Source organism: Salipiger sp. ABN3_019, assembly GCF_056158605.1.
This window is the reverse complement of record NZ_JBSWTP010000010.1, coordinates 593,168-620,000: the sequence shown is the minus strand read 5'-3', so window position 1 is coordinate 620,000 and position 26,833 is coordinate 593,168. Positions and strand designations below refer to the sequence as shown.

The 26,833-nt window shown below is 66.2% G+C and carries 26 protein-coding genes; 14 read left to right on the top strand and 12 right to left on the bottom strand.

Annotation, left to right across the window (positions count from 1 at the left end; all coding sequences use genetic code 11):
* The first annotated feature begins 9 nt into the window (after nt 1–9).
* Nucleotides 10–1,467, top strand: a complete 1,458-nt coding sequence (locus tag ACXAD2_RS24915) for an NAD-dependent succinate-semialdehyde dehydrogenase (RefSeq protein WP_475176564.1) — start codon at nt 10–12, stop codon at nt 1,465–1,467.
* A gap of 52 nt (nt 1,468–1,519) precedes the next feature.
* The gene (locus ACXAD2_RS24910; protein WP_475176560.1) at nt 1,520–2,890 is read left to right on the top strand and encodes an aminotransferase; all 1,371 of its coding nucleotides are present in this window, start codon (nt 1,520–1,522) and stop codon (nt 2,888–2,890) included.
* A gap of 45 nt (nt 2,891–2,935) precedes the next feature.
* Here ACXAD2_RS24910 and ACXAD2_RS24905 read toward each other — a convergent pair whose 3' ends face one another.
* A complete protein-coding gene (locus tag ACXAD2_RS24905; protein ID WP_475176555.1) occupies nt 2,936–3,583 on the bottom strand; it encodes a TetR/AcrR family transcriptional regulator in 648 nt (215 codons plus the stop codon).
* 174 nt (nt 3,584–3,757) lie between these two features.
* Between ACXAD2_RS24905 and hpbA the strand changes: the two genes are divergently transcribed.
* Together hpbA and ACXAD2_RS24895 are read left to right on the top strand one after the other, a co-directional pair.
* Complete coding sequence (hpbA, locus tag ACXAD2_RS24900) at nt 3,758–5,794, top strand: N-methyl-L-proline N-demethylase HpbA (RefSeq protein ID WP_475176550.1); 2,037 nt, start codon at nt 3,758–3,760, stop codon at nt 5,792–5,794.
* A gap of 247 nt (nt 5,795–6,041) precedes the next feature.
* Complete coding sequence (locus ACXAD2_RS24895; protein WP_475176547.1) at nt 6,042–6,929, top strand: dioxygenase family protein; 888 nt, start codon at nt 6,042–6,044, stop codon at nt 6,927–6,929.
* A gap of 74 nt (nt 6,930–7,003) precedes the next feature.
* On the opposite strand, the gene ACXAD2_RS24890 is transcribed toward ACXAD2_RS24895, so the two are convergent.
* Entirely contained in the window at nt 7,004–7,675 is a 672-nt protein-coding gene (locus ACXAD2_RS24890; RefSeq protein WP_475176545.1) for a GntR family transcriptional regulator, read from the bottom strand.
* 107 nt (nt 7,676–7,782) lie between these two features.
* On the opposite strand from ACXAD2_RS24890, the gene ACXAD2_RS24885 reads away from it, so the two are divergent.
* From ACXAD2_RS24885 to ACXAD2_RS24870, 4 genes are all read left to right on the top strand, one after another.
* Nucleotides 7,783–8,853, top strand: a complete 1,071-nt coding sequence (locus ACXAD2_RS24885) for a 4-hydroxythreonine-4-phosphate dehydrogenase PdxA (protein WP_224904904.1) — start codon at nt 7,783–7,785, stop codon at nt 8,851–8,853.
* Nucleotides 8,854–8,898: 45 nt separating this feature from the next.
* The gene (locus ACXAD2_RS24880; protein WP_475176538.1) at nt 8,899–9,888 is read left to right on the top strand and encodes a TRAP transporter substrate-binding protein; all 990 of its coding nucleotides are present in this window, start codon (nt 8,899–8,901) and stop codon (nt 9,886–9,888) included.
* A 63-nt stretch (nt 9,889–9,951) separates the two neighbouring features.
* Entirely contained in the window at nt 9,952–10,680 is a 729-nt protein-coding gene (locus tag ACXAD2_RS24875) for a TRAP transporter small permease (RefSeq protein WP_475176536.1), read from the top strand.
* Entirely contained in the window at nt 10,583–11,818 is a 1,236-nt protein-coding gene (locus ACXAD2_RS24870) for a TRAP transporter large permease (RefSeq protein WP_475178401.1), read from the top strand. The genes ACXAD2_RS24875 and ACXAD2_RS24870 overlap by 98 nt, the downstream gene beginning before the upstream one ends.
* 103 nt (nt 11,819–11,921) lie before the next feature.
* Here ACXAD2_RS24870 and ACXAD2_RS24865 read toward each other — a convergent pair whose 3' ends face one another.
* The 7 genes from ACXAD2_RS24865 to ACXAD2_RS24835 all read right to left on the bottom strand — a co-directional run bounded on the left by ACXAD2_RS24865 (nt 11,922) and on the right by ACXAD2_RS24835 (nt 20,155).
* On the bottom strand, nt 11,922–13,310 hold the full coding sequence (locus ACXAD2_RS24865) for an amidase family protein (RefSeq protein ID WP_475176531.1): 1,389 nt from the start codon (nt 13,308–13,310) through the stop codon (nt 11,922–11,924).
* An 18-nt stretch (nt 13,311–13,328) separates the two neighbouring features.
* The gene (locus ACXAD2_RS24860; RefSeq protein WP_475176526.1) at nt 13,329–14,222 is read right to left on the bottom strand and encodes a 2-hydroxyacid dehydrogenase; all 894 of its coding nucleotides are present in this window, start codon (nt 14,220–14,222) and stop codon (nt 13,329–13,331) included.
* Complete coding sequence (locus ACXAD2_RS24855; RefSeq protein ID WP_475176521.1) at nt 14,219–15,829, bottom strand: ABC transporter ATP-binding protein; 1,611 nt, start codon at nt 15,827–15,829, stop codon at nt 14,219–14,221. Before ACXAD2_RS24855 ends, ACXAD2_RS24860 begins: the two co-directional genes overlap by 4 nt.
* Nucleotides 15,826–16,659 (bottom strand): ABC transporter permease, encoded by an 834-nt coding sequence (locus tag ACXAD2_RS24850; RefSeq protein WP_083191368.1) that lies wholly within the window; start codon nt 16,657–16,659, stop codon nt 15,826–15,828. Before ACXAD2_RS24850 ends, ACXAD2_RS24855 begins: the two co-directional genes overlap by 4 nt.
* Before the next feature lie 15 nt (nt 16,660–16,674).
* Nucleotides 16,675–17,652 (bottom strand): ABC transporter permease, encoded by a 978-nt coding sequence (locus tag ACXAD2_RS24845; RefSeq protein WP_066109588.1) that lies wholly within the window; start codon nt 17,650–17,652, stop codon nt 16,675–16,677.
* Between the two features lie 108 nt (nt 17,653–17,760).
* A complete protein-coding gene (locus ACXAD2_RS24840; RefSeq protein WP_475176512.1) occupies nt 17,761–19,308 on the bottom strand; it encodes an ABC transporter substrate-binding protein in 1,548 nt (515 codons plus the stop codon).
* 76 nt (nt 19,309–19,384) lie between these two features.
* Complete coding sequence (locus tag ACXAD2_RS24835; RefSeq protein WP_475176510.1) at nt 19,385–20,155, bottom strand: class II aldolase/adducin family protein; 771 nt, start codon at nt 20,153–20,155, stop codon at nt 19,385–19,387.
* Nucleotides 20,156–20,327: 172 nt separating this feature from the next.
* On the opposite strand from ACXAD2_RS24835, the gene ACXAD2_RS24830 reads away from it, so the two are divergent.
* On the top strand, nt 20,328–21,032 hold the full coding sequence (locus tag ACXAD2_RS24830; RefSeq protein WP_475176509.1) for a GntR family transcriptional regulator: 705 nt from the start codon (nt 20,328–20,330) through the stop codon (nt 21,030–21,032).
* A gap of 18 nt (nt 21,033–21,050) precedes the next feature.
* On the opposite strand, the gene ACXAD2_RS24825 is transcribed toward ACXAD2_RS24830, so the two are convergent.
* On the bottom strand, nt 21,051–21,308 hold the full coding sequence (locus ACXAD2_RS24825) for a DUF2312 domain-containing protein (RefSeq protein ID WP_066109573.1): 258 nt from the start codon (nt 21,306–21,308) through the stop codon (nt 21,051–21,053).
* Between the two features lie 133 nt (nt 21,309–21,441).
* Between ACXAD2_RS24825 and ACXAD2_RS24820 the strand changes: the two genes are divergently transcribed.
* Nucleotides 21,442–21,657: a hypothetical protein gene (locus tag ACXAD2_RS24820; RefSeq protein ID WP_066110463.1), complete on the top strand. Its 216-nt coding sequence runs from the start codon at nt 21,442–21,444 to the stop codon at nt 21,655–21,657.
* Here ACXAD2_RS24820 and ACXAD2_RS24815 read toward each other — a convergent pair.
* Nucleotides 21,644–23,683: an enoyl-CoA hydratase-related protein gene (locus tag ACXAD2_RS24815; RefSeq protein ID WP_475176506.1), complete on the bottom strand. Its 2,040-nt coding sequence runs from the start codon at nt 23,681–23,683 to the stop codon at nt 21,644–21,646. The genes ACXAD2_RS24820 and ACXAD2_RS24815 overlap by 14 nt on opposite strands.
* Before the next feature lie 153 nt (nt 23,684–23,836).
* Entirely contained in the window at nt 23,837–24,067 is a 231-nt protein-coding gene (locus ACXAD2_RS24810) for a hypothetical protein (protein ID WP_475176503.1), read from the bottom strand.
* Nucleotides 24,068–24,357: 290 nt separating this feature from the next.
* Between ACXAD2_RS24810 and ACXAD2_RS24805 the strand changes: the two genes are divergently transcribed.
* From ACXAD2_RS24805 to ACXAD2_RS24790, 4 genes are all read left to right on the top strand, one after another.
* On the top strand, nt 24,358–25,221 hold the full coding sequence (locus ACXAD2_RS24805) for an MBL fold metallo-hydrolase (protein WP_475178398.1): 864 nt from the start codon (nt 24,358–24,360) through the stop codon (nt 25,219–25,221).
* Nucleotides 25,222–25,339: 118 nt separating this feature from the next.
* Complete coding sequence (locus ACXAD2_RS24800; RefSeq protein ID WP_475176501.1) at nt 25,340–25,765, top strand: YeeE/YedE family protein; 426 nt, start codon at nt 25,340–25,342, stop codon at nt 25,763–25,765.
* Nucleotide 25,766: 1 nt separating this feature from the next.
* On the top strand, nt 25,767–26,219 hold the full coding sequence (locus tag ACXAD2_RS24795; protein WP_475176499.1) for a DUF6691 family protein: 453 nt from the start codon (nt 25,767–25,769) through the stop codon (nt 26,217–26,219).
* 10 nt (nt 26,220–26,229) lie between these two features.
* Nucleotides 26,230–26,664, top strand: a complete 435-nt coding sequence (locus ACXAD2_RS24790) for a protein tyrosine phosphatase family protein (RefSeq protein WP_066109561.1) — start codon at nt 26,230–26,232, stop codon at nt 26,662–26,664.
* Nucleotides 26,665–26,833 lie beyond the last annotated feature (169 nt).

The window sequence follows — 26,833 nt, the reverse complement described above, 5'->3', positions numbered from 1 at the left end:
TGCGCAAGCATGAGCGATCTGTCGAACAGACCGACTTTCGGACTTACCGATCCGGGCCTGCTGCCCGGCAGCGGTGATTTTGCCGGCGAAGGCCGCCTCGCGGTCCGTGACCCCGCCACCGGCGCGCTGGTGGCGCAGGTCGCGATCAGCGACGCGCGCGGCGCGCGGCAGGCAGTGGACGCCGCCCATACCGCTTTCGACGGCTGGGCCACCACGCTGCCGCAGGACCGTGCGGCGATCCTGCACCGCTGGCACGCGCTGATCATGGACGCGAAAGAGGATCTCTCGCGCATCATGGTCGCCGAGCAGGGCAAGCCGATCAGCGAGGCGCGGGGAGAGATCGATTACGCCGCCAGCTTCGTGCAGTTCTACGCCGAAGAGGCACTGCGCCCGAACATCGAAGGCGTCACCAGCCATCTGCCCGACGCCGAGATGGAGCTTTGGCGCGAGCCGGTGGGTGTGGCGGCGCTGATCACTCCGTGGAATTTCCCCTCGGCGATGATCACCCGCAAGGCTGCCGCCGCGCTGGCCGCGGGTTGCACCGTGGTCATCCATCCCTCCGCCGAGACGCCACTGTCGGCGCTGGCGCTGGCGGAACTCGCGCGCCGCGCCGGTTTCCCTGAAGGTGTGGTCAACACCGTGGTCGGCGATGCCGCCGCGATCGTCGGCGAATGGACCTCGGACAAACGGGTGCGGGCGCTTTCGTTCACCGGCTCCACCGAGGTGGGCCGCCTGCTCTACCGCCAGTCGGCGGATACGGTGAAGCGGCTGGTGATGGAACTGGGCGGCCACGCGCCCTTCATCGTCTTCAAGAGCGCCGACATCGACCGCGCGGTGACCGAGGCGATCAAGGCCAAATTCGCCACCTCGGGGCAGGACTGCCTCGGCGCCAACCGCTTCTACATCCAGCGGCCCATCTACGAGGAATTCTGCGCGAAGTTCACCAAGGCGGTCGAGGCGCTGACCCTCGGGCGCGGCATGGATGATCCCGATATCGGGCCGCTGATCCACGAGCGCGCCATCGACAAGCAGCAGGCGCATGTGGATGACGCCATCGCCAAGGGCGCAAAGCTGCTCACCGGCGGCGGTGTGGACGAAGACCTCGGCAAGCTCTTCTACAAGCCCACCGTGCTGGCCGACGTGCCGGACGAGGCCGCGATCATGTCCGAGGAAACCTTTGGCCCGGTCGCGCCGCTCACCGTCTTTGATGACGAGGCAGAGGTGATCGCCCGCGCCAACGCCACCGAATACGGGCTGGTCGCCTACGTCCACAGCCAAGACCCGCGCCGCATCTACCGCCTGACCCGGGCGCTGCAGTTCGGCATGGTCGCGGTCAACCGCACCAAGGTCACCGGCGCGCCGATCCCCTTCGGCGGCACCAAGCAATCCGGGCTGGGCCGCGAGGGCGCCCGTCAGGGCCTCGAGGCCTTCACCGACATCAAATACGTCTGCCGCGATTGGGGCTGATCCCGCGCGTCCAATCCCTGCGGCAACCCGACAGGACATATAAGGAGATGACATGCTGACCAACGACCAACTCGCCAAATGGGACCGCGAGAGCTTCTTCCACCCCTCGACCAACCTCGGCCAGTTCGCGCGCGGCGAAGGCCCGCAGCGCATCGTCACCGGCGGCAGCGGCGTGCATATCACCGACCGCGACGGCAACCAGCTGCTCGACGGCTTTGCCGGGCTCTACTGCGTCAACGTCGGCTATGGCCGCACCGAGATCTGCGAGGCCATCGCCAAGCAGGCGCATGAGTTGGCCTATTACCACGCCTACGCAGGCCACGGGTCCGAAGCCTCGATCACCCTGTCGAAGATGGTCATGGATCGCGCGCCCGAGAATATGGCGCGGGTGTACTTCGGCCTCGGCGGCTCGGACGCCAATGAGACCAACATCAAGCTGATCTGGTACTACAACAACATCCTTGGCCGCCCCGAGAAGAAGAAGATCATCTCGCGCTGGCGCGGCTATCATGGCTCGGGGCTGATGACCGGCTCGCTGACCGGGCTGGAACTCTTCCACAAGAAGTTCGACCTGCCGCTGGCACAGGTGATCCACACCGAGGCACCCTATTATTACCGCCGCCCCGACCTGAACATGTCCGAGGCCGACTTCACCGCCCATTGCGTCGCCGAACTGGAGGCGCTGATCGAGCGCGAGGGCGCCGACACCATCGCCGCCTTCATCGGCGAGCCGGTGCTGGGCACCGGCGGCATTGTGCCCCCGCCCGAGGGCTACTGGCCCGCGATCCAGAAGGTGCTCGACAAGCACGACATCCTGCTGGTGGTCGACGAGGTGGTGACCGGCTTCGGGCGGCTCGGCTCGATGTTCGGCTCGGACCACCACGGCGTGAAACCCGACCTGATCACCTCGGCCAAGGGCCTCACTTCGGCTTACGCCCCGCTTTCGGCCTCGATCGTCGGGCAGCGCATGTGGGACGTGCTGTGTCAGGGCACCGATGAATATGGCGTGCTGGGCCACGGCTGGACCTATTCGGCCCACCCGATCGGCGCGGCGGCGGGCATTGCCAACCTCGAACTGATCGACAAGCTGGGGCTGGTCGACAATGCCGCCAAGACCGGCGCCTATCTGGTGAACACCATGCGCGAGGCCGTGGGCGAACACGTCAACGTCGGCGAAGTGCGCGGCGAGGGCATGCTCTGCGCGGTGGAACTGGTGGCCGAGCGTGACGGGCGCAGGTTCTTCGATGCCTCCGAGGGCAAGGGCGCCAAAGTCGTCGCCGCCATGCTCGAACGCGGCGTGATCGCGCGGGCCATGCCGCAGGGCGACATTCTCGGCTTCGCGCCGCCGCTCTGCCTGACCACCGAGGAAGCCGACAAGATCGTCTCGGTCACCAAGGACGCCATCACCAGCGTTCTGGGCTGAGCCTGCACCTCACGCACCGCGCGCCAAACGCGCGCGGTGCCCCATTCACGACGGTCGGGACGCCGCCCCGCGATAGCCAATCCGCGCCATGAACCTTTCCATCTCCTGCTGCGGCGGGCGCTTTCCGGTGTAGATTTCCACGTAGCTCGGAAAGCGTTCCAGACGTTCCGCCAGCGGCTCTTCCACCCGCATCGAGATATAGCCGACCTGCACGAGATAGATGGTCCGCGCCCGCACGTCGGCATCCTCGGCCCCGTGCCCCCAGCGCTCCAGCATCTCCCGCAGCGCCGCGAGCCGCTCGGCATCGGCGCGCTGCAGCCGCTCCAGAACCTGGGGATCCTGTTGCGCCCATGCCCGCACGGCGATCTCGAGCTTGGTGTCGAAAAGGTCATCCGACAGGAAGGTGCTGATGACATTCAGCATCGCCTCGGTCTCGGTCGCCGCATAATCGCGGCTGGCCGCCACCAGCGCGCCGGTGGTGCTGGCCTCCCACCGATCGAGCAACATGCCCAGCAGCTGTTTTCGGTCCTTGAAGAACCAGTAGAAACTCGTCCGCGACAGCTGCAGCGCATTGGCCAGCGGCAAAATCTTCACCGCATCGACGCCCTTCTCCACAAGCGCCGCATAGGCCGCGTCCAGCCAGACGTCCTGAGATCCGCGCCAGCCGCGGTCGGTCAAAGAATTCTCGGTCATGTCCTGCGCCTTGATGGTCGGTACCCCCCTTGCCTACACCCCTTGTCTACAAAATGTGCACTACTGTCCAGATTTACCCCGCCTCACAGTGGTCAGTGGTGAACTATTTCTTGACAGGTATGAACATTTTGGAACTCTGGCACGCAGGCACCCTATCCGCAGAAGGCACCACGCATGTCGAACGATCCGCTTTTGCAGCCCTATCAGCTCAAGCATCTGACGCTGAAAAACCGCATCTTGATCACCAGCCACGAGCCCGCCTACCCCGAGGACGGCATGCCGAAGGACCGCTACCGCGCCTACCATGTAGAGCGCGCCAAGGCCGGGGTTGCGCTGACCATGACCGCGGGCTCGGCCTCGGTTTCGCGCGACAGCCCGCCGGTGTTCAACAACGTCCTCGCGTGGAAAGACGAGGTCGTCGGATGGATGGCCAAGCTGGCGCAGGAATGCCACGACGAGGGCTGCGCGGTGATGATCCAGCTCACCCACCTTGGCCGCCGCACCCGCTGGGACAAGGGCGACTGGCTGCCGGTAATCTCGCCCGGATACGAACGTGAGCCCGCGCATCGCGCCTTCCCCAAGAAGATGGAAGACTGGGATATCGCGCGGGTGATCGAGGATTACGCCGAGGCCGCAGAGCGTATGCAGGCCGCCGGGCTCGACGGCATTGAGCTTGAAGCCTACGGCCACCTGATGGATCAGTTCTGGTCGCCGCTGACCAATGATCTCGATGCGCCCTACGGCGGCGATCTCGACAACCGCCTGCGCTTCGGCTTTGACGTGCTGCGCGCCATCCGCAAGCGCTGCGGCGAAGAGTTCATCGTCGGCGTGCGCTACACCGGCGACGAATGCCTGCCCGGCGGCACTGGCCGCGAGGAGGGTTTGGCGATCTCTCAGAAGCTGAAGGATTCGGGGCTTGTCGATTTTCTCAACGTGGTGCGCGGCCATATCGACACCGATCCGGGCCTCACCGATCTGATCCCCATTCAGGGCATGGCCGGCGCACCGCATCTCGACTTTGCCGGAGAGATCCGCGCCGCGACGAATTTCCCCACCTTCCATGCCGCCAAAATTCCCGATGTCGCCACCGCGCGCCACGCCATTGCCAGCGGCAAGCTCGACATGGTCGGCATGACCCGCGCCCATATGGCCGACCCGCATCTGGTGCGCAAACTCACCCAAGGCCGCGAAGACGACATCCGCCCCTGCGTCGGTGCCAACTACTGCCTCGACCGCATCTATCAGGGCGGCATGGCGCTGTGTCTGCACAACCCTTCGACCGGGCGCGAGATCGAGATGCCCCACGCCATCGCCAAGGCCGAGACACCGAAGCGCGTGACCATCGTCGGCGCGGGACCGGCAGGGATGGAGGCCGCCCGCGTCGCCGCCGAGCGCGGCCACGCGGTGACCGTCTTCGAGGCGGCGGACCAGCCCGGCGGGCAGATCCGCCTCACCGCGCTGCAGGAGCGGCGGCGCGAGATGTCCTCGATCATCGCATGGCGTTTCGAGCAATGCGAAAAACGCGGGGTTTCCTTCCGCTTCAACGCCTTCGCGGATGAAGCTGACGTTCTGAACACGGCACCCGACGAGGTGATCATCGCCACCGGCGGGCTGCCGCATACCGAGGTGCTGACCGGCGGCAACGATCTGGTGGTCTCGGCATGGGACATCCTGTCGGGCGACGTCAAACCCGGCCAGAACGTGCTGGTCTATGACGACGCGGGCGATCACGCGGGGCTGCAGGCTGCCGATGTGATCTCTGCCACCGGCGCGCGGGTCGAGATCGTCACCCCCGACCGCGCCTTCGCGCCAGAGGTCATGGCGATGAACCTCGTGCCCTACATGCGCGCCCTGCAGAGCCGCGACACCACCTTCACCGTCACATGGCGGCTGCGCTCGGTGGCCCGCGACGGCAATCAACTGCGCGCCGTTCTGGGCTCGGACTATGGTGATGTAACGCGCGAGCGGCAGGTCGATCAGGTTGTGGTCAACCATGGCACCCGCCCGCTCGACGAGCTCTATTTCGCGCTGAAGCCGATGTCGCGCAATCTCGGCGAGGTCGATTACGAGGCGCTTTCCACTGGCACAGCGCAGAGCGTCGAGCGCAATCCCGGCGGCGGCTTCCGCCTGTTCCGCATCGGCGATGCCGTGGCCGCGCGCAACACCCACGCGGCGATCTACGACGCGCTGCGGATCACGCGAGACCTCTGACCGCGCGTCTTCAGGAGACATGTGCTGGCGCGTCGCCCCGCAGGCGGCGCGGCAGGAAACCGCATTTGGCGCGTTTATGGTGGCTCGGCTATCGCCTGCTCTGTCGCGCCACTCAGCGGCGCGCGGTCGTCTGAACCGTGACTTCTCACGAAATCGTCAGACGCAAAACTTTCTGCGACGGAACTCCGCGCCCCGCGCGTGGAATACCTCTAGGTGACAAGACCAAGAACAAGCGAAAGTTTCAGAAATGACGCATAGCCACGACCACGATGACCACGACCTCGGCTTCTCTCACGATCTGCCGCGGATGATCGGCCGCCGCAAACTCCTCAGCATTCTCGGCGGCGTCGGCCTTGCTTCGGCATCCGGCCTGCCTGCGCTGGCGGCACAATGTGTGGCACTGCCGTGGGAGACCGCTGGCCCCTACCCCGCCGATGGCAGCAACAGCCGCGATGGATCGGTGGTCAACGCGCTGACCCAAGAAGGCGTCATCCGCGAAGACCTGCGCCCCTCGTTTGCCGAGATGACCGCCGAGGCCGATGGTCTGCAACTGGATCTGGAGCTGACCTTGGTCGATGCCGACGGTTGCACGCCGCTCGCCGGGCACGCGATCTACGTCTGGCATTGCGACACGACGGGGCTCTACTCGCTCTATGACACGCCCGAGGCGAACTATCTGCGCGGCGTCGGCGTCGCCGATGACGAGGGCAAGGTGACATTCACCACCATCGTGCCGGGCTGCTACGACGGGCGCTGGCCGCACATCCACTTCGAGATCTTCGAGTCCCCCGAGGCCGCTGTGAGCGGAGCCGAGCCGGTGCTGACCGCGCAGATCGCGCTGCCGGAAGACGAGGCCGCCAAGATCTACGAGCAAGACGCGCGCTATTCCAACGGCACGCGCAATCTGGGCCGGATCACCATCCCCAGCGACAACGTGTTCGGCGACAACACCGATGCCGAGATCGAGCAGCAGACGCTGGCGATGAGCGGCAGCGTTTCCGTTGGCTACACCGGCACGCTGACCATCCCGGTCGATTTCGACGCCGAGAAAAGCACGATGGCCGCGCCGCCCATGGGTGGTGAAGGCGGCCCCGGCGGCCCCGGTGGCGACATGCCGCCGCCGCCGAAGAACTAAGGACAACAAACGAAGGGCCCGGCACTCCTGCCGGGCCCTTTTGCAGTTTTGGGGATCGCAGCCGCCCCGACGGCTCAGAGCGTCTCTTTCACCCGGTCCCAAGTGTTGGTGAGATGGCGCGACATCACATCGCCGAGCCGCGCGCCATCGCGCGCTTCCAAGGCGGCGATCATCTCCTCATGCTCGCCCACCGCATCGGCCCAGAACGTCTCGGTGCCGTTGCCGACGAAGCGGATGCGTTTGAGCCGCCCCTGAATGTTCTGCTGAATTTCCTGCAGCGTCTCATTGCCCGAGAGCGCCGCCAGCCGCGAATGAAACTCCTGATTGAGCTTGTAATACGGCAGCCGATCGCGCTTGCGGTAGTGCGCCAGCATCTCTTCGTGCAGCGCGCGCATTCCGGCGATCTCTTCGTCGCTGGCCCGTTCGCAGGCGGTCTGCCCGGCAAGCTTCTCCAGATGGCCCAGCACTTCGAGCATCGAGAACACATCCTGCGGCGACAGTTTGCGCACCGTTGCCCCGCGCGAGGGCTGGATGACGATCAGCCCTTCGGCGGCCAAAGTGCGCAACGCCTCGCGAAATGGGGTGCGTGACACCCCCAGTTGTTCGAGAAGTTGTACCTCGTCGATCCGGCTTCCCGGCTCGAGATGGCCTTCGATGATCAGGTCCCGGATCCGGTTCGCGACCTGATCGTGAAGGGATTCCTTCTTGATTTGCAATGGCATGGCCGAAGCTGAAGACAGGTCCATGACACCTCCGCAGTGACTGTTTCGCCTAGGTTAGCAAGATTTTCCTTGCCACGCGATACCGTATTGGAACACAAAATATACAAAATACATGTGGAGGAGAATCGAATATGCGAGTGGCATTGGCGATCGGGGATGCCGCCGGGATCGGGCCTGAACTGGCTGCGAAGATCGTGGCGGATGCGCAGGCGAACCTTGGCGATCTGATCGTCATCGGGGATGCACGCCTGCTGGCGAAAGGCGCGCAGATCGCCGGAGTGAAGGTTGACCTGCCGGTGATCTCCACCGCCGATCTCGCAAAGCCGCTGCCCGAAGGCACGCTGCTGCTCGACCTGCACAATTGCGATCCGGCCACCGTGCCGCCGGGCAAATCCTCGGACGCCGGGGGCCGCGCCTCGCTGCAGAATTTCGCCACCGCGCTGCTGCTCGGCAAGGCCGGGATCGCGGGCGTGGTCGCCTTCACCCCGTTCAACAAACATTCCATGCGCCTCGCCCGCTCCAGCTATGTGGACGAGATCGGCTTTGTCGACGCGGTGATCGAGGCCGAGCAATCGGGCCGCGAGTTCAACGTGCTCGACGAAGTGTGGAACGCCCGGGTGACCTCGCATATCCCGCTGAGCAAGGTGGCCGCCACGATCACCACCGAGCGCGTGGCCAACAGCCTGAAACTCACCGCCGACGTGATGACTGCCGCGGGCATTCCGAACCCGCGCATCGGTGTCGCGGCGCTCAACCCCCATGCCGGGGACGGCGGAAATTTCGGCCATGAGGATGACGAGGTGATCGCCCCGGCCATCGAAATCGCCAAATCCCAAGGGATTAACGTGACCGGCCCCGTGCCCTCGGATACCGTCTTCGTGCGGGCCATCAAGGGGGGAGAGTTCGACGCGGTGATGACCATGTATCACGATCAGGGACAGATCGCGATGAAGCTGATCGGCTTCGACCGGGGGGTGACGCTGATCGCGGGCTACCCATTCCCGATCGTGACCCCGGCGCATGGCACCGCCTTCGACATCGCGGGCAAGGGCTGCGCCGACACCGGTGCCACCTTCAATGCAATCGCTCTCGGCCGGAAGCTGGCCGGGCTGCAGCCCCGGCCGCCGGCCACGGAGGAGGACCGCACGCATGCGGCCGGGGCCATCGCGGCGCTCACCGAACCGGAGGTTCTGGCCGGCTGAGCCCACCCCCACCAACAGGACCAAGCACTCAGGGAGGAGACACACTTGGAACTCAAGCATATCGCACTGATCGGAGCCGTCGCAGCCACGCTGCAGGCCGCGCCCGCGCTGGCGCAAACCGAGATCATCTTTGGGATCAGCGCCGCCGACGGCTCGCTGCAGGATCAATCCGCCGAGGAATTTGCCCGCCGCGCCAACGAGAAACTCGGCGACAAAGCGGTGGTGAAGGTCTTTGACAGCTCGCAGCTGGGCAAGGACAAGGACATGCTGCAGAAGATCAAGCTTGGCACGATGCACATCACCCTGCCCAGCTCGACCATGCCAGAGATCGCGCCGGAATACGCGCTGTTCGATCTGCCCTTCCTCGTGGCCGACCGCGCGCACTTGGCGAAGATCGACGAGGCGCTGTTTGACAGCGTGCTGCTGCCCGCCGCCGAGGCCAAGGGCTACAAGCCGCTGGCGATCTGGGAGAACGGCTTTCGGCAGATCACCAACTCCAAGCACCCGGTGACCACGCCTGCCGATCTTCAGGGGCTGAAGATCCGCACGCCGAACTCCAGCTGGCGCGTGGCAATGTTCAAGGAATACGGCGCCAACCCGACGCCGATGCCCTTCTCGGAGCTGTTCGTGGCGCTGCAGACCGGCGTGGTCGACGGGCAGGAAAACCCGATGACCAACATCTACGGCGGCAAGCTCAACGAGGTGCAGGAGTATCTCTCGCTCTCGGGCCACGTCTATTCGCCCGCCTATCCGACGGTCGGCATCAAGGCCTTTGAAAAGCTCGACCCCGAGGTGCAGCAGATCATCGAGGAAACCGCCAAGGAGGTCGCCTTCTGGGCGCGCGAGACCGGCGCGGCGCAGGATGAGGAACTCGTGGGCAAGCTCGAAGAGGGTGGCCTCAAGGTCAACAAGACCGACCGCGACGCCTTCGTCGAAGCCTCCAAACCGATCTACGAAAAGTTCGCCGCCGAAGTCGATGGCGGGCAAGAGATGATCGACACGGCGCTCTCGCTGGCAAACGGCTCGGGGTCCTGAGCCATCCCGGCGGCGCGGCCCTGACCGCGCCGTCCCTTCTCCCAAATTCATACGGAGGCAAACGTGCTGTCCCGTTCCATCCGCTGGCTTGATCGCGCCCTGCAGATCGCCACGATCGCGATGATCGTCGTGCTGGCCCTCGTGGTGCTGCTCGGCGTCGCTTACCGCTACACCGGCCAGTCGCTGATCTGGTACGACGAAGTGGCCGCCGCGCTGCTCGCATGGATCACCTTCACCGGGGCCGCGCTGGCGGTTCTGCGCAACTCGCACATGGGGTTCAACGGGCTGATGTTCGGCCTGCCCGGCCTTGGACGTTTCGTGCTCTTCGGCATTGTCGAGCTGCTGTTCCTGACCATCTGCGCCATCGTCACATGGGCAGGCTGGGCGATCCTCGAGATCTTTGGCGACGAGGTGATGACCACCGTGCGCTTCGTGCCCCGCGCCGTGCTGCAGGGCGTACTGCCGGTGAGCTTTGCGCTGATGTTCGTCGGGCGGCTCCTGACGCTGCCGCAGCGTCTGCAAGCGGTCCGCGACGGCGTCGATCCGGACACCGCCGAGATCGAGCATGAGATCGCCCGCGCCGAGGCCGAACTGGCACAGGCCCGCGCCCATCCCCCCATTCCGCGCCCCGGGAGGCCACGCAATGATCGAAGCCGGCATTCTGCTGTTCATGTTCGTGCTGATCGCCGTCGGCATGCCCATCGCCTTCTCGATCCTCGGGTCGGCACTCTTGGGCGTCTACCTGCTCAACGGCGAACTTGGCTTTCTCAACGCCGCGCTGTCGCTGTTTGACGGGGCCACCAGCTTTCCGCTGATCGCCATTCCGCTGTTCATCCTCGCAGGCGCGCTGATGAACACGGGCGGCATCTCGACCCGGCTCATCGCCTTCGTCTCGGCGCTGATCGGCTTCGTGCGCGGCGGTCTGGCGATGGTCAACGTCGGCGTGTCGATGTTCTTTGCCGAGATCTCCGGCTCCGCCGTGGCCGATGTGGCCGCGACCGGGTCGGTGCTGATCCCGGCGATGAAGGAAAAGGGCTATCAGCCGCGGCTCGCGGCGGCGATCACCTCGTCTTCGGCTTCGCTGGCGATCATCATCCCGCCGTCGATCCCGATGATCCTTTACGGCGCCATGTCCGACACCTCGGTGGTCAAGCTCTTCGTCGCGGGCATCGTGCCCGGCGTGCTGGGCGGCGGGCTGTTGATGGCGCTCTGCTACTACATGGCCCGGCGTTACGATCTGCCGCGCGACGAGGCCTTCTCGCTACGCCGTCTTGCCGAGACCGGGAAAGAGGCGTCCTGGGCGCTGATCCTGCCGGTGGTGATCCTCGGCGGCATCTTTGGCGGCGTGGTGACGGCGACCGAGGGCGCGGCGCTGGCAGTGGTGGCGGCGCTGTTCATCGGGGTCTTCATCTACCGCGAGATCGACCTGCGCCATCTCTATCAGGCGCTGGTGGATGGGGTGCTGCAAACCTCGGTGGTGATGCTGATGGTCGCCGCCTCGGCGGTGCTGGGCCTCTACCTGACCGAGACCGAGATGCCGCAGCGGCTGGCCGCGGGCATCACGCAGATCACCACAAACCCGTTTGCCGTGCTGATGATCATCAACCTCTTCCTGCTCTTCGTGGGCATGGTGCTGCATGGCGCGGCGGCGATCATCCTGACGGTGCCGATCTTCATGCCGCTGGTGCATGAGCTCGGGATCAACCCCATCCAGTTCGGCATTCTGCTGACGCTGAACATCGCCCTTGGCCAGCAGACGCCGCCGGTTGCGAGCGTATTGATCACCTCCTGTTCGATCGCGCGCACCGACGTGTGGCGCACCTCCATCGCCAACCTGCCCTTCGTGGGCGTGCTGGTGCTCGTGCTGCTGCTTGTCACCTATGTGCCGGCTGTGTCTCTCTCGCTGGTGGATCTGGTCTACGGACAGTGACCGGACCCGCGCGGGCTGGCTCTCCCCGGGGCTGGCCCGCGCGCAAAATGACAACGCCGGCCCTTTGCGGGGCCGGCGCTTTTGCATGGCGGATGGTGAACCGTCAGGCCGGGGGATGCAGGCCGAAAGCCGCCTCCAGCACCTCGCCCGCTTCGAGGCAGATATCCTCGCGCCACGGCGGCGCCACAAGCTGCACGCCGCAGGGCACGCCTGCCTCGACCCCCGAACAGATCGAGACCGCCGGAAGCCCCAGAACCGGAATGCCGATCTGCGGCACCTGCGCCTCCCAGAGCCGGGCGATGGCCTCGGGGCCGTTCAGGTCCTCGTCCTGCGCGAAGGGCAGTTCCGACGAGACCGGCATCAGCACAATGGGATAATCGACGAGGAACGCCCGCCACGCCCGGATCAGCCGCGAGCGGCGGGTGAACAGCGCGCTGAACCCGGCCACGTCGATCGCCTTGGCGCGTTCCTCGTAGAAACTGAGCAGCGCGATGGCACCGGGATCGCCCTCGAGCTTCGCCGCCGCCAGCTTGTCCGAATGCGCGTCCGACAGCCAAAGGTCGATCTGCACGTCCACCGCCTCGCGGATGTCGGGCACCTCGGTCGGCTCATCCACCTGCCAGCCCGCCGCGCGGAGGATCGCGGCCGCGCGTTCGAGATCGGCGATGATGCGCGGATCGGTGTCGATGCCGCCGGGCCGTTTCACCAGCGCGACGCGGCGCGGCAGGTTCGGCCCGATCAGCGGCATCGGCGTGCTCCACGCGTCGTCGGGCGCGTAGCCGGACATTGCCTCAAGCCCCAGCCGCAGATCATCCACCCGCCGTGCGAGCGGCCCTGCGACGGCCATCAACTGCGGGCCGATGGCGCGGTCGGGCCCGGTGTTGTTCTGCGCGGGCACCCGCCCCGGCGTCGGGCGCAGCCCCTGCACACCGCAGGCATAGGCCGGGTAGCGGATCGAGCCCGCAATATCCGTGCCATGGGCGATATGCCCCAGCCCCGCCGCCGTCGCCGCCCCGGCCCCGCCGGATGAGCCACCCGGCGTCAGCGCCGGGTTGTGCGGGTTGCTGGTGGTGCCATGCAGCTTGTTCGAACTGAACCAGCGATACGAGAACGCCGGGCAGTTGGTGCGCCCGATGACAATCGCGTCCTGCGCCCGCATGTTGCGCAGAAAGCCCGCGTCCTCGGTGGCGATCAGATCCTTGGCCAGCGTGGTGCCATTGGTGGTGGCATAGCCCTTCTGATCGGCGATCACCTTCACCGTCACCGGCACACCCGCGAGCGCCCCCACCGTCTCGCCCGCCGCGATGCGCGCATCCAGCGCCTCGGCCTCGCGCATGGCGTCTGCACCGCAGTCCTGCACGATGGCGTTGATCGCCGGGTTCTCGCGCGCCACACGGTCAAGCGTGCTGCGGATCACATCCTGCGCGCGCATCCGGCCACTGCGGATCGCCGCCGCAAGATTGCGGGCGGAAAGGTCGTTGGGGTCTGTCATGGAAGGGCCTTCGGAAGGTTACAGGGAAGAGAGCCGCTCGCGGATCGACTGCACGACGAAGCGCCGCTCGGGGATGCTGGCCACATGCGGGGTGATGAGCACCTTGGGATGCGCCCAAAGCGGATGCTCCTGCGGCAGCGGCTCGGTCTCGAAGACATCGAGCGAGGCCCCCGAAAGGTGTCCGCTGTCCAGCACCGCCATCAGCTCGTCCTCGACCACCTGACCGCCGCGACCGATCTGCACCAGCGCCGCGCCCTGCGGCAGCTTTTGCAAAAAGCCCGCGTCGATCATCCCGCGTGTGGTGCTTGTCAGCGGCAGCACGTTGATCAGGATGTCGGTCTGAGCGAGGAAGTCATCGAGCCCGTCGCCGTGGAAATGCTGCACGCCCGGTTCCGCCGGATCGGGCGCGCGGCGCGAATAGCCCGCTACCGCATAGCCCAGCCCCATCAGCCCTTTGGCGATGGCGCGGCCCATATGGCCAAAGCCCAGCACGCCGACACGGCGGTAGCTGGGCGAAAGGCCAGTCACGGTGCGCGACCATTTGCCCTGCGCCTGCTGCGCGACGTAGCGGCCCATGTCGCGGTGATGCCAGAGCACGTGGAAGGCGGCAAAGCCCGCCATCTGCAGCGCCTGATCGGCGTCCTCCACCCGGTAGACCGGCACGCTCTCGGGGCGCGACGGGCAGGCCATGATCGCATCGGTGCCCGCCCCTGCCGAGAAGATCGCCTTGAGCCCGCTCATACCCTCGAACACATCGGCGGGCGGGATGAAGGTAAAGACGAAATCCACCTGCGCCGGATCGGTGATATCCTCGCGCCGCATGACGGTCAGCTCGGGCGCGTCCTTGGCGAAAATCTCGCTGTAGTGCGGCCAGAGATCGACGCCGCCGCTGGTGGTGATGACGCCCCTCATGCGGCGCCCTCGCTGGCCCAGTCGGCGCCCGGCACGGCCGCCAGAAGCTGCCGCGTGTACGCTTGCGCCGGATTGAGGAAAATGTCGTGCACGGTTCCGATCTCCACGAGTTTGCCTTTCTGCATCACGGCGATCCTGTCGCAGAGTTGCGCCGCCACCCGCAGATCGTGGGTGATGAACAGGATCGACAGATCGAAACGCTCGCGCAGATCACGCAGAAGGTCCAGCACCTGCGCCTGAATAGAGACGTCCAGCGCCGAAACTGCCTCATCGGCGATGATCAATTCGGGGTCCATGGCCAGCGCGCGGGCAATCCCGATACGCTGGCGCTGGCCGCCCGAGAACTCATGCGGAAAGCGGCTGGCGGCATCGGCGCCAAGGCCGACGATCTCGAGCAGTTCCTTCGCGCGCGCCTGCGCCTGCGCTTTCGGCACGCCCTTGGTGATTGGCCCGTCGGTCAGCGCGCCCATGATCCGCTGCCGCGGGTTGAGCGAGGCATAGGGATCCTGAAACACCATCTGCACCTTGTGGCGCTGCTTGCGAAGCTCTTCCTCCGACAGGGCCGCCAGATCGGTGCCACCGACCAGCACCTGCCCGCCGTCCGGCGTGACCAGCCGCACGGCGGTGCGGCCCAGCGTCGATTTGCCCGAGCCGCTCTCTCCGACCAGCCCCAGCACCTCGCCGCGCCCGACGGTGAGCGAGACGTCATCCACCGCGCGCACCTCGCGCACCGGGCGGAACATTCCGCCCCCCGTGCGATAGACTTTACGCAGTCCTTTGATCTCGAGCGCCGGAACCTCGCGCGGGGCGCGGGCGGGCGGCAGCTTGCCGGTGGGGATCGCGTCAAGCAGGCGGCGGGTGTAGTCGTGCTGCGGGTCGGTGAGAACCGAGGCGGCGCTGCCACGTTCGACCACCTTGCCCTCGCGCATGACGATCACCTGATCGGCGATCTCGGCCACCACGCCGAAGTCGTGGGTGATGAACATCACCGCCATCCCGTGCCGCTCGCGCAGATCGAGGATCAACTTGAGGATCTGCGCCTGCGTGGTCACATCAAGCGCCGTGGTCGGCTCGTCGGCGATCAGCAGTTTCGGCTCCAGCGCCAGCGCCATGGCGATCATCGCCCGCTGCCGCTGCCCGCCCGAAAGCTGAAACGGATAGGCACGAATGATCTTCTCGGGGTCCGGCAGGCCGACCTCGCGGATCAGGTTCAGCGCCTTCTCGCGCCGTTCCTGCTGGCTGAAGCGGTTGTGCGCGGCAAAGACCTCGGCGATCTGCTCGCCAATACGCATCAACGGGTTGAGCGCTGTCATCGGCTCCTGAAAGATCATCGCGATGCGCTCGCCGCGCAGCGCCTGCTTTTCAGGCTCCGGCAGGCGCAGGATGTCGCGCGCCTCGAACATGGCGCGCCCCGTCTTCACCGTCACGCCCGGCGGCAGCAGCCCCATAAGCGCGTTGGCGGTCATCGACTTGCCCGAGCCGCTCTCGCCGACGACGCAGAGGATCTCGCCCTTCTCGATGGCAAAGGAGATATCCTCGACCGCGAAGGCCCGGTCGGCGCCCTGCGGCAGGCCGATGCTGAGGTGTTCGATGGAGAGCGCGCTCATGCCTTGCCCTTCCGGCTGAGGTGGGGGTTGAGGGCGTCATTCAGCCCCTCGCCGATGAGGTTCAGCGCCAGCACCGTGATGACGATGGCGATGCCCGGAAAGAAACTGAGCCACCACGCACTGCGGATCACCGTGCGCGCCGCGCCGATCATATAGCCCCAGCTCATCGCATTGGGATCACCAAGACCAAGGAAGGACAGCGAACTTTCCAGCAGGATCGCTGTGGCGACCATCAGCGAGGCCATGACGATGATCGGCGAGACGGTATTGGGCAGAACCTGCGTCATCAGGATACGCGGGCGCGACAGGCCCGCCAGCCGCGCGGCGTCGACGAACTCACGCTTGCGCACCGACATGACCTCGGCCCGCACCAGACGCGCCACCGGCGGCCACGACACAATGGCGATGGCGATGGTGATCGAGGCCAATGTGGGCTGGAAGATCGCCACCAGCACGATGGCCAGCGCGAAGTTGGGGATGGTCTGGAAGAACTCGGTGAAGCGCATGGCGCCCTCGTCCACCCAGTTGCCATAAAAGCCCGCGAGCGCGCCCAGCGGCACGCCGATCAGCAGCGCCACCAGCGTCGACACAAGGCCCACCAGCAGCGACACCCGCGCGCCATAGGCCAGCTGAGAGGCGACGTCGCGGCCCAGCGTGTCGGTGCCAAGGGGAAGCCCATCCATGGTGAAGGGCGCAAGGAAGGGCCGCTGCACCATCTGCCATGGATCATGGCTGAACAGCAGCGGGGCGAAGATGGCGATAGCGATCACCGCCACCAGAAGCACCACGCCGATCATCGCGCCGATATTGGAGGAAAACCGTTTCCACATGATCAAAGCCCTCCGTTACGCGCGCGCGCCGATGCGCGGATCGACAAGCCGGTAGACGATGTCGGTCACGATGTTGAACAGGATCACCATGGCCGCCGACACGAGGAAGACGCCGAGGATGGTGTTGTAGTCGCGCGCCGCGAGGCTCTCGAACATCAGCCGCCCGATGCCGGGCCAAGCAAAGACGGTCTCGGTCAGCACCGCGCCGCCCACCAGTTGGCCCGCCTGCAGGCCCGCCAGCGTCACCACCGGCAGGATCGCGTTGCGCAGGATGTGGCGGCGGCGGATGGCGGGGCCCGAAAGGCCCTTGGCCTTGGCGGTCTTGACGAAATCGAGCTGGCTCACCTCGAGCATCGAGGCGCGGGTCATGCGCATGTAAACGGCCATAAAGAAGAGGCCCAGCGTCAGCGCCGGCAGCACGAGGTGCTTGGCGATGTCGATCACCCGCGCCATGCCGGTATAATCCGCGCCAACGGTCTCATAGCCGAAACCGGGCAGCCAGCCGAGCCAGACTGAAAACACCAGCACCGCCATCAGCGCCGCCCAGTAAAGCGGCGTGGCGTAGAACAGCAGCGCCAGCGTGGTCAGCAGGCTGTCGGAGGCTTTGCCCACGCGGGCCGAGGCGGCAACGCCGAAGGCGATGCCCAGCACCAGCGAGATCACGAAAGCGGTCAGCGTCAGCAGCAGCGTCGCAGGCAGGCGCTCGGCGATCAGCTCGGCCACGGGCGCGCCTTGGCGGAAGGAATACCCCAGATCGAGCGTCAGCACGCTGCCGACGTATTTGCCCAGCTGCACGTAGAACGGCTGGTCGAGGCCGAAGCGCTCGCGCAATTGCTCGATCATCTGTTCGTCGGCGGCCCCGGCCTCGCCCGCCAGCACCACCGCCGGATCACCCGGCGCCGCGTGCAGCAGGCAGAAGTTCAGGACCGCGATGGCCAGAAGCGTCACGAAGGCCTTGAAGGCCCGCGACAGGATGACTGTGAATATGCTCATTGGCCCCCGTCGACACAGCGGTCGTCCCGTTGGTTCCTGCCCCCTCAGGCGATCCTGCCGGGGAGCGGTTTGAGGGCGGGCCGCCGGGGCCCGCCCCTTTTGCGAGGATTACTCTTCGACCCAGGCGTCGCGGGTGCCGTCGTTGATGCCGATCGCGGTGGTCACCAGATCCTTGACGTCGCAGCGGTAGATGGTCGGGAACTCAAGCTCCTGCAGCCATGCCACCGGCACGTCGTCGACGATCTCTTTTTGGATCTCGGCGTAGGCCGCGGCGCGTTCCTCGGGGGTGACCATCGTGGCCGCCGCTGCCCATTTGGCGTCAAGCTCGGGGTTCTCATAGCCCTCGACGTTGTTCCACGGGCTGCCCTTCTTGATCCGGTCGGCAGTGTAGTTGCGCGACACGCCAAGCGCCGGATCGCCGTATTGGTAGAGATAGGTGAAGGCCAGATCATAGTCCCACTGCGAGGTCTTCTCGTTCCAGCCCGCCACGTCGGTGCTGTCGATCTCGGCGTTGATGCCGACCTCGGACAGGTTCTGACGCACCGCCTCGGCCCAGCGTTGCCACGTCTCGCCATAGGGCAGCGGCAGGATGCGGACCGGCGCGCCGTCATAGCCCATCTCCTCGAGCAGCGCCTCGGCTTTCTCGGGGTCGTGGGTGTATTGGGTGACATCGTCGCTGTAGAAGTTGGTCGCCGAGGCGACCGGGCCGGTGGCGACCTTGCCGAAGCCGTTCCACACCACGTCCTTCACGAACTCGCGGTCCATGGCGTACATCACCGCCTGACGGAAGCGCACGTCAGAGGTCGGCCCTTCGCGGTTGTTCATCCACATCCAAGCCAGCGGCGCGAAGAATTCCCAGCCAGCGCCGGTGGAGCAGACGCCCTCCATCTCGGTCAGGCGCGGCACGTCCCAGTTCTCGACCGAGCCGCCGGGCAGCACGTCCACTTCGCCGGTCTCGAAGGCCACGGCGCGGGCGGCGGCATCAGGGATCACGCGGTAATAAACCTCATCGAGGTAGGGCTTGCCCTCGAGGTAATAGTCCTCGTTCTTCACGAGGTGGATGTAGCTGCCCTTTTCCCATTTCTCGAACTTGAACGGGCCGGTGCCGATGGGCGTCGCGTTCATCTCGTTGGTGGCGTAATCGGTGCCCTCGTAGATGTGCTTGGGCACGATCGGCATGGTGCCGACCTCGAAGGCGTTGATGAACGGGCCAAAGGGCTCTTTCAGCTGGAACACCACGGTGGTGTCGTCGGGCGCGGTGATGCTCTCCACATAGGCCAGCGAGGCGCGCAGACGCGCATGGGTCTCGCGCAGGAAGACATCGGCCGAGAACACCACATCCTCGGCGGTGAAGGGCTCGCCGTCGTGCCACGTGACGCCGTCATGCAGCTTGAATGTGTAGGTCAGACCGTCGTCCGAGATTTCCCAGCTTTCGGCAAGGCTCGGCTGCGGTTCCAGATCCGAATTGTAGCGCAGCAGGCTCTCGTAGATGTCGCCCGCCACCAGCTGCGTCGGGCCGTTCTGCACGAGGCCGAGCATCAGCCCCGGCGGTTCCGGCTGCACGACGATGTCGAGGCGGCCGCCTTCCTGCTGCGCGGCAAGCGGCGCGGCAAGGGCGGCGGCGATCAGGAAAGTGGTCGCTCTGAGTTTGTTCATGATGGTCCCTGTCGGTTTTGATTGTCTGCTTTTCTTTGAAAGTCAGGCCCCGTTTACTGCCGGGGCGCGCAGTGGCTCAGCCCCGGTAGTCCGGGGCGTGAGCGTCGAGCCGTCGCAGTTGCGCGGCCCATTCCGGATCGGGTTTGCCGCGCTCTTCGACGCCGTCATAGGCGCGCTGATATTGGCTGGCGGTGTGCTCTGCCACGGCCTCGGGCAGCACATCTGCCGTCCGCCCCATGCCGAGCGCGGCAACCTGCGCCTTGCAAGAGCGTTCGAGGTTGAGCGCCAGTTTGACCGCCTCGGCCACCGAACGGCCCAGCAGCAGCGTGCCGTGGTTGCGCAGCAGCATGACCTGCTTTTCGCCAAGGTCGGCGACGATGCGTTCCCGCTCGGCCAGGTCCAGCGCGATGCCCTCATAGTCGTGATAGGCGATACGATTGTGGAACTGCGCCGACCATTGGTTGAGGCTGAGCAGCCCTTCCTTGACCGACGAGACCGCAACGCCCGCCACGGTGTGCGTGTGCAGCACGCAGACCGCATCATGGCGCGCCATATGCACGGCGGAATGAATGGTGAAGCCCGCAGCGTTGACCCCAGCGCCATAGGGATCGTCGATCACCGCGCCGGTCTCATCCACCGTGACCAGATTGGCGGCGGTCACCTCGTCGAAGCGCAGACCAAAGGGGTTCAGCAAAAACCGCTTCTCGCCGCCGGGCCCATCGGGCAGCCGCGCCGAGATATGGGTGTAAATGCCGTCGTCCATCCCCTCGAGCGCGATCAGCCGGTAGGCGGCGGCAAGATCGCGGCGAAGGTCCTGCACCTCGGGGGGTGTTGTGCCATCGGGCATGAGAGGCTCCCTAGGATCGCTCACCTCAGAGGCGAGTCATTCTGCTGCATTTGCAGACAGACTAAGGGCAGCGCCCCCATCTCGGTCAAGTGAATTGTCGACAATCGGCAAAACGACAATTACTCTGGAGAAAATTCGGGCAGCAGACCCTCAGAGCATCTCGCAGCGTAAAATGGCCAAATCTCCACAAACACCCGGCTTTCAGCCGCTCGACCGCGAAGGACTGGTCCAGCAGGTCTCGACCCTGCTGACCAAGGCCATCGTCACCGGCCAGCTTGCGCCGGGCGCGCGCCTGTCCGAATCCGTCGTCGCGCGCGAGTTGGGCGTCAGCCGCGCCCCGGTGCGCGAGGCGGCGCGGCTGCTCGAAAACTCTGGTCTGGTCACCTATCACGCCAATCGCGGATTCTTCGTGCGCGAGACATCCGCCGAGGCGCTGAGCAACCTTTATGAGCTGCGCATCGTCATCGAGACCGCCGCCGCGATGCGGGTCATCCGCCACGAGCTTTCCGAGACCATAGACCGGCTGGCAGCGCAAATCGACGCGCTGCACGAGGTTGCGCAGCAGGGCGCCGACATGCTGACGCAGGTCGAGGCGGACATGGAATTTCACCGGCTGCTCTGCGCAGGCAGCGGCAACCCGAAATTCCTACATGTGTTTGAACAGATTGCTGCCGAGACCGAGTTTTCGATCATGGTCATCGGGCGGCTGTACGACGATCCGCATAGGATCGCGGAAACCCACGAGCCCATCGTGAACGCCCTGCGCCGCGGCGACGAGGCCGCCACCCGCCACGCGATCGGCTATCATATCGGCGTCGCGCAGGATCTGGTGACCAAACAGTTCCGCAGGCTTGAGAGCGGAAGCGCCGAGCCCTGACGGGCCCGGCAGAGCGGCTTACGCCATGCCGAGCGCGGCCTTGTACATTTCGAGCACCGCTTCTTCTTCGGCGATGTCGTCCTGATCGCGCTTGCGCAGCGCGATGACCTTGCGCATGACCTTGGTGTCATAGCCGCGGCCTTTCGCCTCGGCCATCACCTCTTTCTGCTGGTCGGCGATTTCCTTTTTTTCCATCTCGAGCCGTTCGAAACGCTCGATGAACTGCTTGAGCTCGCCCGCTGCGACGCCATAGGCGCCGGAATCATTGTCCTGCATCACATCATCTCCTGCCGGTATCGGGCGATTGACTACCCCCCCTACCCGCGCCCATCAAGGGGTTGCGGCGCGGGGGGCGATGCAGTACCCGGCGCCGCATCTCAATGCGCATCACATTCAGGGGATTTGCGGCATGGAATGGCTGATCTGGACCGGCGCTGCGGTCTCTCTCGCGGGGCTTCTTGGCCTTTTCTGGTGCATCTTCCGCGTCTGGAGCGCGAAACGCGCCGGGATGGACGACGAGGCGCTGCGCGCGGTGATGCGCAAGATCGTGCCGATCAACATGGGCGCATTGCTGCTGTCGGTCTTCGGCCTCGTGATGGTGCTGATCGGGGTTATGCTCGGCTGAGCCAGCGCCCCGCGGCTGGCGCGCCTGCGCCCGCGGCCTCATCCCAATCACCGCCCGCGGCGGCCAGCGCCTGCCATGCGGGATGCGGCGCCCAGATCTCGCGGTCCGGATGCGTCATCTCCGCCAGCGCCTTGCGCAGCGCAGCCGCACCAAGCTCGGAGGCCGCATGCATCGGGCCGCCGCGCCAGCGCGGCATATCCAGCACCTGCAGCGCCACGAGGTCGATGTCCGAGGCGCAGCGCGCCATCCCGGTCTCGAGCATACGCGCGCCTTCATTGGCAAGCGCCGCCAGCAGCAAAGCGCGCAGTCGCGCCGCAGGCATGGGATCCGCCGCGGGCCGTTTCTCGTTCAGAAGCGCCTCTACCGCCGCGCTGGCATGCGGCTTTCCCGCCGCATCCCAATCGTAAAACCCCGCATCGCCGCTGCGCCCCGGCCGGCCCGCGCCTGCCAGAACACTGGCCCAGTTTGCCGCGCCCGGCCCGCGCTGCTGCGCGCCGAGCCGGTCGAGCCCCATCTGATCGCGCCGCACGAAAGGACCGCGCCGCCAGCCCCAGACCCGGCAGGCCGCGTCGATGGCCTCGGGGCTCTGCCCGAGATCGACCAGCGCATCCGCCGCACGGCACAGCACGTCAAAGAGCCGTCCGCCGAGGCTCTCGCCACCGGATTGCACACGCAGCGCGAGCTTGCCAAAACGCAGCGCCAGCGCCTCGACCTCGGCCAGACGATCGGCGCGCGCGCCGGGGCCCGCGATGACCTCGACCAGCCGGGGCGCGACCGGCGTCGGCGCGAACCGCAGGCCAATGCCATCCACCCGCGCGGGATAGGCGATGACGCGGATGGCATCTTCGGGGATCGGCACGGCACGCTGCCCCGGCCCCGCAAGCAGCACGATCCGCGCCGCAGCGGCCATCTCTGCAGGCGCGCCGACCCGCAGCCGCTCCAGCGGCGAAGTCTCTTCGTCACCGCCGGATTGCGGATCAAACCGGTCGCGCAGCGCGATCACCCCGGCGTGCAGCGCCTCGGGCGTATCGCAACCCCAGTCGACCTCTTCCCCGGCGGCGAGCAGCCCCTGCACCATGGGCACCGCAAGCGGCCCGTCGCCCAGCACCGCCACATGTCCGCGGCGCACTAGGCCGCGCGGCACAGCCTCGAAAGCCGAGCGCTCGGCAGCGGCGCAGCCCCGCAGCGCGCGCCCCGCTTCGGAGGCGCGGCAGTCCTCATAGGCGTCCGCTTCGAAGGCAAGACCGGAGGCGAAAGGCAAAAGCTGAGCCGCTTCCACAGCGGCGACGATCTCGCGACGCGCGGGGTTTGGGTCTTTGGCGGTCTCGGCCCTACGCGCGGCGACGGCGCGCTGATACTCCGCCGGGTCGGCAAACCCCTCGCGCCTTGCGGCGGACGGGCGCGGACCCAGCCCCTCGGCGCGCAGTTCAGCGCAGAAGGCGCGGACCTCCTCGTCGAGCGGGCCTTGCGCCAGCCGGTCGAGCAGCGCCGCCTGCGGCGCCGCGTCGAGCAGAACCGCCTTGCCACAGAGCAGCAGATCAAGCGCCGGTCCGGCACCGAGCAGCCGCGGAAGGCGCTGCGTCGCGCCAGCGGCGGGCGGCAGCCCGAGCAGGTGATTGGTGAGGCCAAAGCGGGTGCCGGGAGAGGCAACGCGGTAATGCGCGGCCAGCGCAAGCTCGGCCCCCGTGCCAAGCGCCGCACCCTGCAGCGCCGCGATCACCGGCTTGCCGCAACGCTCGATACGCAGGCAAAGCTCAGCGGCACCCGGCATAGCGCGCATCTGCGGGGCGAGCTCCTCCAGCTCGGACGGCGGCTCGCCCTTGGAAAAGCAGCCATCCGCCCCGTGCAGCACGATGCAGGCCACAGTGGCATCCGCCTCCGCCCGTTCAAGCGCGTCATCTAGCGCGGCGCACAGAGATGCGGTCAGCCGGTTTCCGTCCCGGCCCGAAAGACCAAGCCAAGCGATCCCGTCCTCGATCTGCTCGTCGATCCCTTCAAGCGTCGCCGCGCCGTCCATCCCCGCCATCTGCCTGCCCTTCCCGACCGGGCGCAGCCGCGCCCCCTGCCCGTTGCTCCTGCCATCTCGGCATCACAGCGAGCTAGTGGGTTCCAGCAGGTACGGCAAGCAAAGAAATGGGGGGCTCGCCTTACGGTAGCGCGGGGCGGCGAGGGCCGCCCGTCAGATCGGCATATTGTCGAAACGCGCCTCGATTTCGGCGTCTTCCTCGCTGCGCAAAAGCTCGCGCAGATGCGCTGGCATGTGCTGGCCACGCGCATGCAACTCTTCAGCGAGCCGCTGAAGCTCTGCCACCAGCGCCGCGTGTTCGGCCCCGGAAACCTCGCCCAACGCGGCGTCAATCGCGTCGATCCGCCGCTTCAATCTGTCGTCCATGCGATGTGTGTCGGTCATGTGCCTTCTCCTCCATGTCCCAGCCTTGGTCCCAGCCCCAGACCCAGCCCTGAGCCCACCCCGGCTGCGCGTCACGATAATCACGGCAGGCCGCCCAAAGCGGGCGTGGGCGATGCGTGCCTAAGAGCCGCCAAATGCCAATGGTCCCACGGCAGTCCGGCAGCCCCGCCTGTGCGTGAATCATGCACCTTAAGCGTGAGCGTCACCATGATATGCGTCAATCGCAACGAATCCTTGAATACATATTCAGCTTTGCCTATATGAATTTCAAATCGGAGGATCAGACCATGATGTCACCTGAAGTTTCCGCCTTTTTCGACGAGGCCACCAACACCATCTCTTATGTCGTGCGCGACCCGTCGGGCACCGCCTGTGCGGTCGTCGACAGCGTGCTGGATTTCGATTACGCCTCCGGCCGCACCGACACCCGTTCCGCCGATGCGATCATCGCCTTCGTGAAGGAAAAGGGCTATAAGGTCGAATGGCTGCTCGAAAGCCATGTCCACGCCGACCACCTTTCCGCCGCGCCCTACATCCAGCGCGAGCTTGGCGGCAAAATCGGCATCGGCGAGCGCATCACCGTGGTGCAGGACACCTTCGGCAAAGTGTTCAACGAAGGCACCGAGTTCCAGCGCGACGGCTCGCAGTTCGACAAGCTCTTTGAAGAAGGCGACAGCTTTCACATCGGCCAGCTGCGCGGCGACGTGCTGCACACGCCGGGCCATACCCCGGCCTGCCTGACCTATGTGATCGGCGATGCCGCTTTCGTTGGCGACACGCTGTTCATGCCCGACTTCGGCACCGCCCGCTGCGACTTCCCCGGCGGCTCGTCCGAGACGCTCTTCGCCTCGATCCAGAAGATCCTCGCGCTGCCCGACGACACCCGCATCTTTGTGGGCCACGACTATAAGGCACCGGGTCGCGACGAATACGCGTGGGAGACCACCGTGGGCGAGCAAAAGGCGCTGAACATCCACGTGGGTGCCGGCAAATCGGCCGAGGACTTCGTGCAGATGCGCGACGCCCGCGACGCCACGCTGGCGATGCCGAAACTGATCATCCCGTCGCTGCAGGTGAACATGCGCGCCGGGCAGATGCCGCCCGCCGACGAAAAGGGCGACGTCTTTCTGAAAGTCCCGGTCAACAAACTCTGACCGGACGCCTCATTTCCGCTCATGGACGGGGCGCGTGCCTCCGCAGACCTGCGGAGGCGCGACACATTGTGCAGTGCAGGGCCGCACCAAGGCGGTCGAACGACAAGGAAACGCGCGAATGCAACCAGATTGGATTTGGGGCCTCATCGGCGGCCTGCTGATCGGCACCGGCGGGGCGGTCTATCTGCTCGTCAACGGCCGCATCATGGGAGCCTCGGGGATCATCGGCGGGCTGGTGGACGGATCCGCCGGTTCGACGAAATGGGAAAAGCTGAGCTTCATCGTCGGCGTCATCCTGCTGCCGATCCTGCTGCTGCCGCTCTATGGCACGGTCGACACCCATATCAGCGACAACATTCCGGTGCTGGTCGCCGCGGGCCTGCTGGTCGGCGTCGGCACGCGGCTGGCCAATGGCTGCACCTCCGGCCACGGGGTCTGCGGCATGTCGCGGCTCTCGGTGCGCGGCTTCGTCGCCACCTGCTGCTACATCCTCGCCGGCGGCGTCGGCGTGGTCCTGTTCCGCCACATCCTTGGAGTGATCTGACATGGGCAATTCCTCTGCAGCCCGCCTTTTCTTTGCTCTCGTCGCCGGGGGCCTCTTCGGCGCAGGTCTTTTCATCTCGGGCATGACCGACACCGCGAAGGTGCAGAGCTGGCTCGACGTGTTCGGCGCATGGGATCCGACGCTGGCCTTCGTGATGGGCGGCGCAATGATCCCCATGGCGCTGGCATGGCTCTTCGCCCGCAAGCGCACGATCTCGGCGCTCGGCACACCGCTGCCGCCCAAGCCCAGCACGCAGATCGACCGCAAGCTGATCATCGGCTCACTGCTGTTCGGTGTGGGCTGGGGCCTTGCGGGCCTGTGCCCGGGTCCGTCCATCGCCTCGCTGAGCTATGGCGGCACGGGTCTGTATATTTTCGTGGCAGCGATGCTCACCGGCATGGTCGCGGCGCCGATGCTGCGCAGGAGACTCGACAAGCCGGTGGCGGCGGAATAATCCCAAAGCCATGGATCTGAACCGCATCACCCCCCGCTACACCGTCTCGCCGCAGATCGCGGTGGAGGATGTCCCCGCCCTCGCAGAAGCAGGGTTCAAACTGGTCATCTGCAACCGCCCCGACGGCGAGGTGCCGCCCGAACTGCAGGCCGAGACCATCGGCGCGGCGGTGACCGCGGCAGGCATGGAGTTCGCCGTGCTTCCCGTCACCCATGACGGGCTGACGCTGGATCTGATCACCCAGCAGGCCGAACTGATCGAGAACGCAGACGGCCCGGTCTTCGCCTACTGCCGCTCGGGCACCCGCTGCGCCACCGTCTGGGCCATGGGTCAGGCTGGCAAACAGCCGGCGGATGACATCCTTCTGGCGACCGCCAAGGCGGGCTATTCGCTGGACGGGCTGCGCCCGACGCTGGCCGCCATCGCCGAGCGCGGCGGCGCCTAAGCCGCCAGCCCCACCCTCGAACGCACGACATGCGCTGCCCCTCTCGGGCGGCGCATGTTTGCATTTGCCCAAGCGATCTTTGTCTGAGCGCGCTTCCGCGGCGCGGCCGCGCCTGTGGGATCGGCTATTCCCTCCTGCGCCGCCCGCGGGTTAGGCTGCGGCAAAAGAA

Bases quoted from the DNA above. Each gene is read 5' to 3' on its own strand.
- ACXAD2_RS24895 (WP_475176547.1), top strand. From the start codon at position 6,042: ATGACGCATAGCCACGACCACGATGACCACGACCTCGGCTTCTCTCAC.
- ACXAD2_RS24815 (WP_475176506.1), bottom strand. From the start codon at position 23,683: ATGGCGGGGATGGACGGCGCGGCGACGCTTGAAGGGATCGACGAGCAG.
- ACXAD2_RS24830 (WP_475176509.1), top strand. From the start codon at position 20,328: ATGGCCAAATCTCCACAAACACCCGGCTTTCAGCCGCTCGACCGCGAA.
- ACXAD2_RS24790 (WP_066109561.1), top strand. From the start codon at position 26,230: ATGGATCTGAACCGCATCACCCCCCGCTACACCGTCTCGCCGCAGATC.
- ACXAD2_RS24800 (WP_475176501.1), top strand. From the start codon at position 25,340: ATGCAACCAGATTGGATTTGGGGCCTCATCGGCGGCCTGCTGATCGGC.
- ACXAD2_RS24835 (WP_475176510.1), bottom strand. From the start codon at position 20,155: ATGCCCGATGGCACAACACCCCCCGAGGTGCAGGACCTTCGCCGCGAT.
- ACXAD2_RS24855 (WP_475176521.1), bottom strand. From the start codon at position 15,829: ATGAGCGCGCTCTCCATCGAACACCTCAGCATCGGCCTGCCGCAGGGC.
- ACXAD2_RS24915 (WP_475176564.1), top strand. From the start codon at position 10: ATGAGCGATCTGTCGAACAGACCGACTTTCGGACTTACCGATCCGGGC.
- ACXAD2_RS24885 (WP_224904904.1), top strand. From the start codon at position 7,783: ATGCGAGTGGCATTGGCGATCGGGGATGCCGCCGGGATCGGGCCTGAA.
- ACXAD2_RS24870 (WP_475178401.1), top strand. From the start codon at position 10,583: ATGCCCATCGCCTTCTCGATCCTCGGGTCGGCACTCTTGGGCGTCTAC.
- ACXAD2_RS24795 (WP_475176499.1), top strand. From the start codon at position 25,767: ATGGGCAATTCCTCTGCAGCCCGCCTTTTCTTTGCTCTCGTCGCCGGG.
- ACXAD2_RS24825 (WP_066109573.1), bottom strand. From the start codon at position 21,308: ATGCAGGACAATGATTCCGGCGCCTATGGCGTCGCAGCGGGCGAGCTC.
- ACXAD2_RS24810 (WP_475176503.1), bottom strand. From the start codon at position 24,067: ATGACCGACACACATCGCATGGACGACAGATTGAAGCGGCGGATCGAC.
- ACXAD2_RS24860 (WP_475176526.1), bottom strand. From the start codon at position 14,222: ATGAGGGGCGTCATCACCACCAGCGGCGGCGTCGATCTCTGGCCGCAC.
- ACXAD2_RS24910 (WP_475176560.1), top strand. From the start codon at position 1,520: ATGCTGACCAACGACCAACTCGCCAAATGGGACCGCGAGAGCTTCTTC.
- ACXAD2_RS24865 (WP_475176531.1), bottom strand. From the start codon at position 13,310: ATGACAGACCCCAACGACCTTTCCGCCCGCAATCTTGCGGCGGCGATC.
- ACXAD2_RS24850 (WP_083191368.1), bottom strand. From the start codon at position 16,659: ATGTGGAAACGGTTTTCCTCCAATATCGGCGCGATGATCGGCGTGGTG.
- ACXAD2_RS24890 (WP_475176545.1), bottom strand. From the start codon at position 7,675: ATGGACCTGTCTTCAGCTTCGGCCATGCCATTGCAAATCAAGAAGGAA.
- hpbA (WP_475176550.1), top strand. From the start codon at position 3,758: ATGTCGAACGATCCGCTTTTGCAGCCCTATCAGCTCAAGCATCTGACG.
- ACXAD2_RS24840 (WP_475176512.1), bottom strand. From the start codon at position 19,308: ATGAACAAACTCAGAGCGACCACTTTCCTGATCGCCGCCGCCCTTGCC.
- ACXAD2_RS24820 (WP_066110463.1), top strand. From the start codon at position 21,442: ATGGAATGGCTGATCTGGACCGGCGCTGCGGTCTCTCTCGCGGGGCTT.
- ACXAD2_RS24805 (WP_475178398.1), top strand. From the start codon at position 24,358: ATGTCACCTGAAGTTTCCGCCTTTTTCGACGAGGCCACCAACACCATC.
- ACXAD2_RS24845 (WP_066109588.1), bottom strand. From the start codon at position 17,652: ATGAGCATATTCACAGTCATCCTGTCGCGGGCCTTCAAGGCCTTCGTG.
- ACXAD2_RS24905 (WP_475176555.1), bottom strand. From the start codon at position 3,583: ATGACCGAGAATTCTTTGACCGACCGCGGCTGGCGCGGATCTCAGGAC.